Origin of the sequence: Nonomuraea sp. NBC_00507 (genome assembly GCF_036013525.1) — a bacterium.
Lineage (GTDB): Bacteria > Actinomycetota > Actinomycetes > Streptosporangiales > Streptosporangiaceae > Nonomuraea.
This window is the reverse complement of record NZ_CP107853.1, coordinates 1831614-1845218: the sequence shown is the minus strand read 5'-3', so window position 1 is coordinate 1845218 and position 13605 is coordinate 1831614. Positions and strand designations below refer to the sequence as shown.

Below are 13605 nucleotides of genomic sequence, written 5' to 3'. Positions count from 1 at the left end.
TTACCTTTACCCGCTCTTTATCTCGATATAGTCCGACACGGACATCACACGGGGGATGGGCACCGAGGCGGGATGGGCGAGTTCTTAAGCACCGCGCTGAGCTTTCCGACGGTCATTTTCAGTTTTCTGCTCGTGGTGGTCGCCGGTTATTGGCTGGTCGTCATCACCGGCCTCTTCGAGCTGGACGACGACGCCGCCTGGCTGGGCCTCGGGGGAGTCCCGGCCGGCGTCACGCTCTCGCTGCTGATCGCCCTGGCCTGGCTGCTGTGCCTGATCGGCAGCCAGTTCGTCACCGGCGGCCTGCTGATCGCCGTCCCCTTCGCCGCCGCGGGTGGAGCCTGGCTCGCCACCCGTGGCCTGGTGGTTCCGCTGCGCAGGCTCTTCCCCGATGGGGACAAGCACTCGCGCGGCGACTTCGTCGGCCAGATGTGCGTCATCCGCACCGGCTCGGCCACACACGACTTCGGCCAGGCCGAGGTCACCGCCGCCGACGGCTCGTCCGCGGTCGTGCAGGTGCGCACGACCGGACAGGACCGCCTCAGCCGCGGCGACAAAGCACTCATCTTCGAATACGACGCAGACGGCGAATTCTTCTGGGTCATGCCCTACGAAAGCGAGCTCTGATGGACGTCATCTCAACCGGCTTCGGCGTTTTCCTCGCCGTCATCCTGATCATCGTGATCGGCCTCCTAGTCCTCATCGCCCGCCTTTTCCGCAAGGTCGAACAGGGCAAGGCGCTGATCGTGTCGAAGGTCAACAAGGTCGACGTGACGTTCACCGGCGCCGTGGTGCTGCCCGTCGTCCACAAGGCCGAGATCATGGACATCTCGGTGAAGACCATCGAGATCGAGCGCACCGGCCGCGAGGGCCTGATCTGCCGGGACAACATCAGGGCCGACATCAAGATCACGTTCTTCGTCCGCGTGAACAAGACCGCCGAGGACGTCATCAAGGTCGCCCAGGCCATCGGCACCGCCAGGGCCAGTGACGAGGGCACGCTGCAGGCGCTGTTCAACGCCAAGTTCTCCGAGGCGCTCAAGACCGCGGGCAAGCACCTCGACTTCGTCGACCTCTACACCAAGCGCGACGAGTTCCGTGACGAGATCGTCCGGCTCATCGGCACCGACCTCAACGGCTACAGCCTGGAGGACGCCGCCATCGACTACTTGGAGCAGACCGCGCTGCTCCAGCTCGACAAGAACAACATCCTCGACGCGCAGGGCATCCGCAAGATCGTCGAGCTGACGGCCATCGAGCACGTCCGGACGAACGAGTTCCAGCGCCACGAGGAAAAAGAGATCACCCGGCAGAACGTGGACGCCCGCGAGGCCATCCTCGAGCTGCAGCGCCGCCAGGCCGACGCCGAGATGAAGCAGAAGCGCGAGATCGAGACCGTCAAGGCCCGCGAGGAGGCGGAGGTCGCCCGCGTGCAGGCCGAGGAGCGGCTGCGTGCCCAGACCGCGCACATCAAGACCGACGAGCAGCTCGGCGTCCAGAACGAGAACCGGGCCCGCGAGATCGCCGTCGCCGAGAAGAACCGCGAGCGCGTGATCGCCATCGAGAGCGAGCGCATCGAGAAGGACCGCGTCCTGGAGGTCATCGCCCGCGAGCGCGAGACCGAGCTGTCGCGCATCGCCAAGGACAAGGAAGTCGAGACCGAGAAGCGGGCGATCGCCGAGGTCATCCGCGAGCGCATCGCGGTCGACAAGACCGTGGCCGAGCAGGAGGAGTCCATCAAGCGGCTGCGCGTGGTCGAGGAGGCCGAGCGCACCCGCCAGCAGGTCATCATCGCCGCCGAGGCCGAGGCCCAGGAGAACCTGGTCAAGGACATCAAGGCGGCCGAGGCCGCCGAGGCGGCCTCGAAGTTCAAGGCCCGCGAGGAGCTCGTGCTCGCCGAGGCCAGGCAGCAGGCCGCCGAGTTGGACACCCGGGCCAAGATCCGGCTGGCCGAGGGCGTCCAGGCCGAGTCCGCCGCGGCCGGCCTGGCGCAGGTCCAGGTCAAGGAGCGCGACGCCGAGGCCATCGAGAAGGTCGGCCGCGCCGAGGCCGTGGCGCTGAAGGAGAAGCTCTCCGCCGAGGCCGAGGGCGCCAAGGCCATGGCGGTGGTCGAGGGCGCACGGCTCAAGGCGCAGGCCGAGGGCGAGCAGGCGATGGCGCTGGCCGCGGCGGCCGCGGTGGGCGAGAAGCTCAAGGCCGAGGCCGAGGGTCTCACCGAGAAGGCGGCCGCGATCGCGGCGCTGGACGACGCCGGCAGGGGCCACGAGGAGTACCGCCTGCGCCTGGAGGCCGACAAGGAGATCCGGCTCAAGCACATCGACGTGTCGCGGCAGGTGGCCGAGTCGCAGGCGAGCGTGCTGGCCGCCGGGCTCGCCAAGGCCAACATCGACATCGTCGGCGGCGACACGATGTTCTTCGACAAGGTGGTCGGCTCGATCACCGCGGGCAAGGTGGTCGACGGTTTCGTGGACCACTCGCACGTCGCCGGGGCGCTCGTCGGGCCGTACGTCAACGGGCAGGCCAGCCTGGCGGCCGACCTCGCGAACGTGATCGGCGGCGTCCGTACCGAGGACATCAAGAACCTGACCGTGTCCGCCCTGCTCATGAGGCTCATCCAGGACGGCGGCCCGCAGTCGTCGGCGCTCGGCGAGCTGCTCGAGACGGCCCGCCGCCTCGGCGTGGCCGACTCGCCGGTTGCCGCGCTGGCCGGGGCGAAATGAGCACGGTGGTCGAAGCTCGACTGGAGGCGGGAACCTACGAGGTCCTCAGGAACCGCCTCCAGGCCCAGGCCAAGAGCCTCGCGGCGGCGGCCGAGGCGCTCAACGCGGAGCGGCTGAAGGTCTTCGGCGGCGCGGAGCTGCGCCTGCTGGGCACGGAGCGGATCCGCACCGAGAACAACTGCGTCCCCAGGGACATCGTCTCCCTGGGTGACGTGATGTTGTTCGGCTACAACGTCTTCATCGGGCTCAAGCCCGAGACGGCGGTGGCCGACGTGTTCGCGGTGCACCGGTTTTCCAGGGACGGCGACGCCTTCAGGTTCGACGCCGACAAGCTGGAGACGCTGGACGACCCGGCGTTCAAGAAGGACTTCGCCGAGCTCTACCGCTACTACAAGGAGACCAGGCTCCAGCAGCTCAGGCGGGTGGAGGGCAAGCTGCTCGCGGTGTTCCAGACCGGTCCGGCCGACCTGCGGGTGCTGCGCTGGACGGTCGGGAACGACGGGATCCCGAAATATCTGGATAACCGGGGTGAGCGGGACCATGTCTTCCCGGCATCGCACGACTTCGAGTGGACCGTCACCACCCGCGACGACCACGTGCTCGGCCGCCACCCCCACGTCTCGATCCAAGGGGAGGTGTTCGTCGAGACCGTCGGCGGCGACCTCACCATCAAGATCGAGGACAACACGGAGTCCGGCGCCGGCATCTACGCCGAGCCGGTCACCGAGGCGCTGCAGAGCCTGGCAGACGCGGACGTCGAGTACGCCAGGGTGGGGCCGCTGATCCTCATGCGGATCCGGCCGTACAAGGAGCCCGAGTGGCGGCACCTGGTCTTCAACACCCGCACCAAGGCCGTGATCAGGCTGGACGGCATCGGCCAGGCCTGCCAGCGACTCCCCGAGGACCAGGGCCTGATCTTCCCTGGCGGCTACTACCTGACGACCGGGGTCAGCAAGACGTTCGACACGGACGTGACGGACCTGGAGTTCGAGCGGGTGGTCCGCTCGCCCAACGGCGAGGACGTGCTGTACGTCTTCCACTCCCGGGGCGACGGGCGCTCGCTGCTGCTGCCGTACAACGTGATCAGGAAGGAGGTGGCCAACCCCATCGTCTGCCACGGGTACTCGCTCTTCGACGACGGCACGATGGTGGTCTTCCGCGCCACCTCCGAGGAGCCCACCCGGGTCCACCCGATGCAGGTCTGGCAGACCCCGTACGTCTCCGACACCTACGCCGCCGCCCAGCCCCCCGGGACCGGCCCGCTGGAGCGCATCGGCAACGCCGAGTTGGTGCGCGGCATCTCCGACTGCCTGTCGGTCACCCGCATGGTCGAGGAGATGGCGCCGTCGGCCGGCACGTTCGAAGGGCTGATCGCCGCCTGCACGCGGGCCTTCGACTCCTACCACTGGCTCGGCGAGCACGGCCTGCGCGGGCCGCTCGCCGACGTCCGCGCCACCGCCGAACAGGTCCTCGACGAGTACGAGAACGTCGAGCACCTCACGCGGCTGGCCGCCGACACGCTCGCCAAGGCCACAGAGGAGACCACCCAGCTGGTACGTCAGGCGCGGGCCGACAGCCCGGTCACCGCCGACGCCTGGGTGACCATGCTGGCCACGCTCCGCCGCGCCCAGGGCCGCCTGGTGACGCTGCGCGAGACCCGCTACATCGACCTCGCCGCGCTGGACACGCTGTCCACCTCCGTGACCGAGGAGGTGACCGCGACCGGCCGCCGGGCGGTCGCGTTCCTCTCCGGGCAGGACGCGTTCACCTCCTACCACGCGGCCGTCGAGCAGCTCGCCGCCGATGCCGCCGCCATCGCCACGGTCGCCGAGGCCGCACCCGTCGCCGAGCGGCTGGCGGAGCAGGCGGAAGGCCTGGAGGTGGTCACGGAGGTCGTCGGCTCGCTGGACATCGCCGACGCCACCGTGCGCACGTCCATCCTGGGCCGGATCGCGGAGGTCCTCGGCGGCGTGAACCGGGCCCGCGCCCTGCTCGACGGGCGGCGGCGCGAGCTGCTCGGCACGGAGGGCCGGGCCGCGTTCGCCGCCGAGTTCGCCCTGCTCGGGCAGGCCATCACCGGCGCGCTCGCGGTGGCCGACACCCCCGACAAGTGCGACGAGCAGCTCGGGCGGCTCATGCTCCAGCTGGAGAACCTGGAGTCCCGCTTCGGCGAGTTCGACGACTTCGCCGCGCAGCTGTCGGCCAAGCGGGACGACGTCTACGAGGCGTTCTCTGCCCGCAAGCAGACTCAGCTGGACGAGCTGGCCCGGCGCGCGGACCGGCTCTTCGCCTCGGCCGAGCGCGTCCTCGGCAGCATCACCCGCCGGCTCGGCTCGCTGGGCTCGCTGGACGAGGTCAACACGTATTTCGCGACCGACCCGATGGTGGCCAAGGTCCGCTCGGCCGCCGGGGAGCTGCGGTCACTCGGGGATGCCGTACGGGCCGAGGAGCTGGACGGCCGGGTCAAGTCGGCGCAGCAGGAGGCGGCGCGGGCCCTCCGGGACCGCCTGGACCTCTTCTCCGACGGCGGCGAGACCCTGCGGCTCGGGCGTCACCGCTTCGCCGTCAACACCCAGCCCATCGACCTGACGCTGGTGCCGCACGACAACGCCATGTACTTCGCGATCACGGGCACCGACTACCGCTCCCCCGTCCCGCCCTCCTTCGAGCACACCCGGCCCTTCTGGGACCAGCTCCTGGTGTCGGAGACGCCCGACGTCTACCGTGCCGAGCACCTGGCCGCCTCGCTCCTGGACTCCGTCACGCCGGGCGCACCCCTGGCCGACCTGGTGCGTCAGGCCGCCGAGTCCCGATATGACGAGGGATACGAGCGCGGGGTCCACGATCACGACGCCACGGCCATCCTCGACACGCTGATGCGGCTGCGGGAAGGGGCCGGGCTGCTGCGGTACCCGGCTGAGGTGCGAGCCATGGCCCAGCTGTTCTGGGCCTTCGGGGCGGACGAGGTTTCACGTAAAACATTCACCACCCGGGCCGTGTCGCTGGTCCGTGCGCGCACGGTCTTCGGCATCACCCCCACCCTCGGCTCCCTCGCCACCGAGCTCGGGACGTTGATCGCCGACTTCATGGCGGGCCTCCACCCACACGCACCGAGCCCGGCCGGCGTCGCGGTGGCGGGTGAGTATCTTGTCGAGGAGCTGGCCGGCAGCCCCGTGGGCTTTGTGACCAGCAAGGCGGCGCGCGACCTCCTCGACGGTTTCCGCCACGCCCTCGGCCCGGTCAAGTTGCGCGAGTTCGAGGAGGACCTCAAAGCACTTGCCCTCCCCGAACGCCTGCAACTGGCCCACGCCTGGCTGAGCGCCTACCACCAGGGCCCGGAGACCGCCGAGGCCATCGCCGTGCAGTTGTGCGGCGACCTCCCCCGCCACGACTCCAGCGCCGCCACCGCCGAGACCGTGGACGGCCTCCTGGGCACCCACCCCCGGATCAAGGACCGCAAACTCCACATCCAGCTGGACGAGATCCTCACCAGGACCCGCCAGTTCCGACAGGACCGGGTCCCCGCCTATCGCGCCTATCAGCGCAGCAGGAGCGAACTGGTCGAGGCGGAAAGAAACCGCCTGCGCCTGGACGAGTACAAGCCCAAGGTCATGAGCGCCTTCGTCCGCAACCGCCTGCTCGATGAGGTGTACCTGCCGCTGATCGGCGACAACCTGGCCAAGCAACTGGGCGCGGCCGGCGCAGGCAAACGCACCGACCAGATGGGCCTCCTGCTGCTCATCTCACCCCCCGGCTACGGCAAGACGACGTTGATGGAGTACGTGGCCAGCCGCCTCGGCCTGGTCTTCGTCAAGGTGAACGGCCCGGCGCTGGGCCACGAGGTGACCTCGCTCGACCCGGCGGACGCCCCCGACGCGACGGCCAGGCAGGAGGTGGAGAAGATCTCATTCGCCCTCGAAACGGGCAACAACACCCTGCTCTACCTGGACGACATCCAGCACACCTCCCCCGAGCTCCTGCAGAAGTTCATCTCGCTCTGCGACGCCCAGCGCCGCATCGAGGGTGTGTGGAACGGCCGCACCCGCACCTACGACCTGCGTGGAAAGCGGTTCGCGGTGTGCATGGCGGGCAACCCGTACACCGAGTCCGGACGGCGCTTCCGCATCCCCGACATGCTCGCCAACCGGGCCGACGTGTGGAACCTGGGCGACGTCCTGTCGGGCAAGGACGAGCTGTTCGCGCTGAGCTACGTGGATAACGCCCTCACCTCCAACCCGGTGCTGGCCCCGCTGTCGGGCCGCGACCGCGCGGATGTGGAGCTGCTCGTCCGCCTCGCGAAGGGTGACACGACGGTCCAGCCGGACCAGCTCAAGCACCCGTACACGAAGCCGGAGCTGGACCAGATCCTCAGCGTCCTGGCGAAGCTGGTCCGCGTACAGGAGGTCGTGCTGGCCAACAACCAGGCGTACATCGCCTCGGCCGCCCAGTCGGACGCGGCCCGCACCGAGCCGCCGTACCGGCTGCAGGGCTCGTACCGGAACATGAACAAGCTGGCCGAGCGCATCGTGCCCGCGATGAACGACGCCGAGCTGGAAGCGGTGATCGACGACCACTACGTCGGCGAGGCGCAGACGCTGACCACGGACGCCGAGGCCAACCTGCTGAAGCTGGCCGAGCTGCGCGGCCGCCTGACCCCTGACCAGGCCGAGCGCTGGGCGGAGATCAAGCGGGCCTACCTCAGGTCCAAGGCGCTCGGCGGCGCGGACGACGACCCGATGGCCCGGGCGGTGGGCGCGATCGGCCTGCTCGCCGACCGGGTGAGCGAGGTCGGCACGGCCATCAGGGACGCCGACCGCTAATCACCATCGACCAGCCCTGCGGTGGCCTCGCGCTGCAGGGCGGTCGACCGGGTGACGTAGTCGAGGATGACTTCGAGCTGGTCGTCCGTGTAGCGGTCGTACAGCTCGGCGAGCGCGGCCACGAACGGCTCGAACAGCTCCCCGAAGCCGGCCAGCCGCTCATGGTTGATCTCGACGATGACCCGGCGCCGGTCCTTGGTGTCACGGATCCGCCGCACCAGCCACTTGCCCTCCAGCCGGTCGATCAGGCCGCTGACCGACGCCGGCGCCAGCCCGGTGTGCTGCGCGATCTCGCCCGCCGTCATCGGGCCGAGACGTTGCAGCAGGTCGAGGGTCTTCTCCTCAGTCATGCCGAGGCCCATGCGTTCGCCCATCGCAGTGTGGTACATCACGGCGGCGTTGCTGCTGTCCCGCCCTGCCATGGCGAGCTCCTCGAACAATTTCTTTCGATGCTCCGAAATACCTCTCGACACAGGCCCCGCCTTCGTCATATATTTCGTTCGACCGAACGAAAGGTTACCATAATGAAGGCTTTGGTCATAGGTTGTGGCATCGCAGGCCCGGTCACCGCCATGGCGCTGCGCGAGGTGGGCATCGACGCCGAGATCTTCGAGGCGTACGGGCAGGGCGCGGAGAACGTGGGCTCCTTCCTCAACATCGCCTCGAACGGCCTGGCCGCCCTGCGGGTGCTGGGCGCGCACCGCCAGGTGTTGAAAACGGCCATCCCCACCCCGCGCATGGTCATGTGGAGCGGCTCGGGCAAGCGGCTCGGCGAGGTGGCCAACGGCCTGCGGCTCGACGACGGCACCGTGAGCCACACCGTCCAGCGTTCCGACCTCTACCGCGCCATCCGCGACGAGGCCGAGCAGCGCGGCATCCGCATCACCTACGGCAAGCGCCTGAGCTCCTACGAAGACCGTGGCGACGAGGTCACGGCCAGGTTCGAGGACGGTTCGGAGGTCACCGGCGACCTGCTGATCGCCTGCGACGGCGTGCATTCGCGCACCCGCGCGATGCTCGACCCGCAGGCCCCGGCACCCCGCTACAGCGGCCTGTACAGCCTCGGCGGGATCGTGAAGGACGGTGGCCTCGACGGCGAGCCGGGCGTGTACAACATGGTGTTCGGCAAGCGGGCGTTCTTCGGCTATTCGGTGGCCGAGTCCGGTGAGACCTGGTGGTTCGCGAACCTGCCCAGGCGCCTTGGCGATGTCCCCGAGAGCTGGCGGGCGGAGCTGGTTAAGGCGTTCGAGGACGACGCGAACGCCTCCGCCGAGCTCATCGGGCGCAGCGAGGTCGAGTTGGGCCTGCCGATCCACGACTTGCCGCCGGTGCCCGTCTGGCACCGCAGCCGTGTCCTGCTCCTCGGGGACGCCGCCCACGCCACCTCGCCCAGCGCGGGCCAGGGCGCCTCGCTGGCCATCGAGGACGCGATCGTCCTGGCCAGGTGCCTGCGCGACAGCCGGGATCACCGCGAGGCGTTCGAGCGCTACGAGGCCGAGCGGCGGCCTCGGGTGGAACAGGTCGTGGCGTACTCCAGGACGATCAGCAACAGCAAGGCCGCGGGCCCGGTCGCCCGGGTCTTCCGCGACCTGATGCTGCCGATCTTCCTCAAGAAGAGCGCGAGCCAGGAATCACTCGCATGGATGTACCGCTACCAGGCGAGCCTGTGACACCGCCGCCTCGCCGGCGGGCAGGAGCGGCAACCGCACGTCCGGGGTCGGGATCAGGCCCTGGGCGTGCAGCACGCCCTTGATCACGGTCGGGTTGGGCTCGGCGAAGAGCGCCGCCGACAGCCGGGCCAGCCGGTGCCCGAGCGCCCGCGCCCGGCCCGCGTACCCCGCCTGCCAGGCGCCGGCCAGCTCGACGAAGTCCCTGGTACGCAGCTGCGCCGAGGCCAGGATCCCACCCGAAGCGCCCAGGGCGAGCAGCGGCGAGATGAACGCGTCGTCGCCGCCGACCACCTCGAACCCGTCGGGGAGGTCCCCCAGCAGGTCGACCGCATCCTGATCGATCCCGCCCGCCGCGTACTTCACGCCGGCGACCATCGGATGCGTCCCCAGCCGGCGCAGCGTCGCGGCGCTCACGGCCTGCCCGGTCCGGTAGGGGATGTGGTAGATCACCAGCGGCACGGGCGTCTCCTCGGCCAGCGCCTCGAAGTACGCGACCACGCCGCGTTCGCCGGGACGCAGGAAGTACGGGACGGTCACCAGGGCGGCCCCGACCCCCTCCGGCAGGCTCCGCAACGCCCGCGCCGTCGATCGCACGTCGTTTCCCGTCACCCCGACCGTCAGCAGCGCCTGCCGCTGCCCGCAGACCCGGACGCACACCTCGATCACCCGGGCCCGCTCCTCGGGGTCGAGCGCGGCCACCTCACCGGTGGTGCCCAGCGCGACCAGCCCGGCCGCGCCGTCGTCGAGCACCTGGTGAGCGAGCTTCTCGATCGCGTCTACAGCCACCTCACCCGCCGCGTTGAACGGGGTGACCAGCGGCACATGGATTCCTCTCAACATGCTTTGAGCTTGACCCAGCGCAACCCGTTAGGTCCAGTTCGGATTCCTAAGTTCAAGCGTAAGCTGAGCTTATGCTCGACCCACGTAAGCTCCTCCTGCTTCGCGAACTGGCCAGGCGCGGCACGATCGCCGCGGTCGCGGAGGCGGTCACCTTTACGCCGTCGGCCGTCTCCCAGCAGCTCAGCGCGCTGGAGCGGGAGGCCGGCGTGCCGCTGCTCGAACGCACAGGACGCACCGTGACGCTGACCCCCGCGGGACACCTGCTCGTCGAGCACGCGCAGGCAGTGCTCGAACAGCTCGAGCGCGCCTCGGCCGCACTCGCCGCCGTGCGTGGCGGGCCGTCGGGTCCGCTGCGGATCGGCGCGTTCCCGACGGCGGCCCGCGTGCTCCTGCCCGGCGCCCTCGCCGCCCTCACGGCGGCGCACCCGGGGCTGGAGCCGATGGTCTCCGAGATCGACCCCGCCGACGTCTCTGCCGCGCTGCGGGCGGGGGAGCTGGACGTGGCGCTCGTGCACGACTATGACTTCGTCCCGCCGGTCACCGACGCCGCCATCGAGACCGAGCCGCTGTTCAGCGAGCCGATGTACCTGACCGACCGAGCCTCGATCGCCGACGCCCGCGACGACTCGTGGATCATGAACAAGCCCGGCACCCTCTGCCACACCATGGCGATCAGGGCATGCCAGGCGGCCGGCTTCGAGCCGCGCGTCCGGCACCACGTCGACGACTTCGACACCATCCTCGCCTTCGCGGCGGCGGGACAGGGGGTGGCGCTCGTACCGCGCCTGGCCGCGACCTCGCCCCCGCCCGGGGTCACGCTCACCCGCCTGCCGCTGAGCCGCCGCACGCTGGCGGCCTTCCGGAGGGGGTACGGCGAGCACCCCGCGATCAGAGCGGCGGTGGCCGCTCTCCGCCAGTCAGCCCTCTGACGAGCCGCCGCCCATCAGCCCTTTGACGAGGTCGGCGTAGCTGGCGGCGAGCCTCTCGTGCTCTCCCGCCCGCAGCCGGCTCGCGATCGGCTCCATGTGCAGCACACCGAGCAACATGTGCGCGATCTGCTCGGCGTCCACGTCGGGCCGCCCCGCCGCGATCAACTCCGACACGTGCCGGTGCCAGAACACGTAGATCGGGTTGTCCTCCCTGGCCGTCTTACCGGTGACCTGGGCGTGCTCGTGCGCCGCCATGAGGTTCCCGTTGCGGGCCGCCAGCACGGCCACCGCCTCGAAAAACGCCACCAGCCGCACCGCCGGCGGCGCCCCCGGGCCGAGCGGCGGCGGCCCGTCAGTGACGGCCTGCTCCAGCTCGCGGGCCCGCTCACCCATGAGCTCCCGCATGAGTCCCGTACGGCTCCCGAACCGGTGGAAAACCGTCCCCTTGCCGACACCGGCGGCGGCCGCCACACGCTCGACGGAGACCTGCTCGGGCGGGTGCCGCCGCAGCAGTTCCTCGGCCGCCCGCAGGATCGCCTGCCTGTTGCGCGCGGCATCGGCCCGCTCCCGACGTTCCATCCGGTCATTCTTTCGTATGGACAAACTTGACCAGCGGTCCATATATTAACTGGACCACTGGTTCAGTTTAGGAGAGAAGCCATGCGTGCTGTCGTCCTGTCCGAGACAGGCGGTCCGGAGCATCTCCAGATGACCGACCTGCCGCGTCCCCGACCAGGGGAAGGCCAGGTGCTCGTCCGCGCCCATGCCGTCGGCGTGAGCTACGCCGAGACCCAGATCAGGGCCGGCACGCTGCCGTTCCCGCTCGCGCTGCCCGAAGTGATCGGCGCGGAGGCGGTCGGCGAGGTGGTCGAGGTAGGCCCGGGCGTCGACGGGAAGTTGCTCGGGACCACGCTGGTGGGCGTGACCGGCGGCGTCGGGGCCTACGCGGAGTACGTGGTCCTGCCTGCCGCCATGGCGTGCCCGGTACCGGACGGTGTGTCACCCGTCGAAGCGGTGGCCGTGGCGGCGCCCGGCTCGATCGCCCTCGCCCTCCTCCACCGGGCGCGCCTCGACGGCACGGAGACCGTGTTGGTGGAGGCGGGCACCAGCGCGGTGGGCGGCTATCTGGTGCAGCATGCGAAGGAGTTCGGTGCCGGGCGGGTGATCGCCACGGCCGGCTCGTCCGCCAAGCGGGAACGAGCCGTCACGCTGGGCGCCGACATCGCCATCGACCACAGCACAGCCGGCTGGCCCGCGGAGCTGCCGGACGTGGACGTGGTCTTCGAGTCCATCGCCGGGACGACGGCCAGACAAGTGCTCGACCGCCTCACCCCGGGTTCGGGCCGCATGCTCTACTACGGGCTGCTGAGCGGCGAACCTCCCGCCATCACGGCCGCCGACCTCATGGAACGCGGCGTGACGCTCACCGGCTGCAGCGGTCCGGCCTGGGCCGCTGCGGCGTTCGGCACCCACTATCCGGAGATGCTGGCCCGGCTGGCGTCGGGACGCAGCCAGGCCTTCATCGACCGCACGCTGCCGCTGGAGGAGGCCACGCAGGCCCACCGCCTCCTGGAGAGCCGCGCGGCCACAGGCCGGATCCTGCTCATTCCGTGAGCACGGCCTTGAGCACGGCCCTGGAACTGGCCGAGTCACCGTCGTACTCGCCCGCCGTCACGGCCACGACCAGGTCTTCCCCGGGGAGGACGAGCAGCTCCTGCCCGCCGTTCCCGATGCCCTTGACGTGGGGACGGTCGCCGGTGACCAGATACCACTGATAGCCGTACTCGAACCCCTCGGCGATGTTCACCCGCGGCCGGAGCATCTCCTGGAGCCATTCGCCCGGCACGATCCCGCGGCCGCCGTCGAGCACGAGCTGCCCGATGGCGGCCAGGTCGACCGGCCGCAGCCGTATCCCGGCCGCAGCCGACACCACCCCGTGCATCCCCTTGGACCAGTCGAAGTCGGTGATCCCTAGCGGCCGGAAGAGCGCCGTGGCGGCGTAGTCCTCCAAGGGCTGCCCCGTCCCGCGCGCGATGATCCCACCGAGCAGCGCGGTCGCGCCCCCGCAATAGTGCCAGAACTTTCCCGCCTCCTCGACGACCGGCCGCTCCAGCACATAGCGGTAGCGGTCGGGCGCGAACTCCATCGCGATCTCGCTGTTGGCGGTGCTCGTGTAGGGGGCGTCCTCGTTCCATTCGAGTCCGAGCGTCATGGTGATCGCATGCTCGACGGTGAGACGAGCCTTCTCCGGATCCTCCACCAAATCCCGATATTCCGGAAACTGCGCCACCAGCCCCGCCCCCGGCTCCGGTACCAGCCCATCGCCCAGCGCGATGCCGTACAGCAGCGCCACGATGCTCTTGGAGACCGACCGCATGTCGTGCAACGTGTCTCGATCGAACACGACATGCCCCAGTGAATCACCCAGCCGGTAATCGACCCCCGCCCCGTAACGCTCGAGAACGACCTCCCCACCCCGCATCACCACGAGCCCGTGGAAGCCAGGCGCCGCACCCGCCTGCAGTACCTCATCAACTCGCTCCGCCATCTCCACGATGTTCCTCCTCGAAGTACGTACATCTGGCATACCGCCTCACACAGTGTCAGGCTCAAGCCGCCAAAGTAGGAG

10 protein-coding genes are annotated in these 13605 nt (G+C 69.8%); 6 read left to right on the top strand and 4 right to left on the bottom strand.

Annotated features, from left to right (window positions below):
• Positions 1 to 72: 72 nt before the first annotated feature.
• From OHA25_RS09510 to OHA25_RS09500, 3 genes are read left to right on the top strand one after another with little or no spacing between them, the layout of a single operon-like run.
• Positions 73 to 624: a hypothetical protein gene (locus OHA25_RS09510; protein WP_327587204.1), complete on the top strand. Its 552-nt coding sequence runs from the start codon at positions 73 to 75 to the stop codon at positions 622 to 624.
• Positions 624 to 2717 carry a flotillin family protein gene (locus tag OHA25_RS09505; RefSeq protein ID WP_327587203.1) on the top strand — a complete coding sequence of 698 codons (2094 nt, stop codon included), beginning with the start codon at positions 624 to 626 and terminating at the stop codon, positions 2715 to 2717. The genes OHA25_RS09510 and OHA25_RS09505 overlap by 1 nt, the downstream gene beginning before the upstream one ends.
• Entirely contained in the window at positions 2714 to 7537 is a 4824-nt protein-coding gene (locus OHA25_RS09500; protein ID WP_442942089.1) for a DNA repair ATPase, read from the top strand. The genes OHA25_RS09505 and OHA25_RS09500 overlap by 4 nt, the downstream gene beginning before the upstream one ends.
• Here the strand turns inward: OHA25_RS09500 and OHA25_RS09495 are convergent.
• Positions 7534 to 7959, bottom strand: a complete 426-nt coding sequence (locus OHA25_RS09495) for a MarR family winged helix-turn-helix transcriptional regulator (RefSeq protein WP_305917479.1) — start codon at positions 7957 to 7959, stop codon at positions 7534 to 7536. The two genes, OHA25_RS09500 and OHA25_RS09495, sit on opposite strands and share 4 nt — an antisense overlap.
• Before the next feature lie 102 nt (positions 7960 to 8061).
• Here OHA25_RS09495 and OHA25_RS09490 point away from each other — a divergent pair, with 102 nt between their 5' ends.
• Positions 8062 to 9207 (top strand): FAD-dependent oxidoreductase, encoded by a 1146-nt coding sequence (locus tag OHA25_RS09490; protein ID WP_327587201.1) that lies wholly within the window; start codon positions 8062 to 8064, stop codon positions 9205 to 9207.
• Here the strand turns inward: OHA25_RS09490 and OHA25_RS09485 are convergent.
• Positions 9169 to 10047, bottom strand: coding sequence for a dihydrodipicolinate synthase family protein (locus OHA25_RS09485; protein ID WP_327587200.1), 879 nt, complete (start codon positions 10045 to 10047; stop codon positions 9169 to 9171). The two genes, OHA25_RS09490 and OHA25_RS09485, sit on opposite strands and share 39 nt — an antisense overlap.
• Positions 10048 to 10118: 71 nt before the next feature.
• On the opposite strand from OHA25_RS09485, the gene OHA25_RS09480 reads away from it, so the two are divergent.
• Positions 10119 to 10976, top strand: coding sequence for a LysR substrate-binding domain-containing protein (locus tag OHA25_RS09480; RefSeq protein ID WP_327587199.1), 858 nt, complete (start codon positions 10119 to 10121; stop codon positions 10974 to 10976).
• Here the strand turns inward: OHA25_RS09480 and OHA25_RS09475 are convergent.
• The gene (locus OHA25_RS09475; protein ID WP_327587198.1) at positions 10965 to 11555 is read right to left on the bottom strand and encodes a TetR/AcrR family transcriptional regulator; all 591 of its coding nucleotides are present in this window, start codon (positions 11553 to 11555) and stop codon (positions 10965 to 10967) included. The two genes, OHA25_RS09480 and OHA25_RS09475, sit on opposite strands and share 12 nt — an antisense overlap.
• Positions 11556 to 11636: 81 nt before the next feature.
• Between OHA25_RS09475 and OHA25_RS09470 the strand changes: the two genes are divergently transcribed.
• A complete protein-coding gene (locus OHA25_RS09470; RefSeq protein WP_327587197.1) occupies positions 11637 to 12590 on the top strand; it encodes a quinone oxidoreductase family protein in 954 nt (317 codons plus the stop codon).
• Here OHA25_RS09470 and OHA25_RS09465 read toward each other — a convergent pair.
• Positions 12580 to 13524, bottom strand: a complete 945-nt coding sequence (locus OHA25_RS09465) for a serine hydrolase domain-containing protein (RefSeq protein WP_327587196.1) — start codon at positions 13522 to 13524, stop codon at positions 12580 to 12582. The genes OHA25_RS09470 and OHA25_RS09465 overlap by 11 nt on opposite strands.
• Positions 13525 to 13605 lie beyond the last annotated feature (81 nt).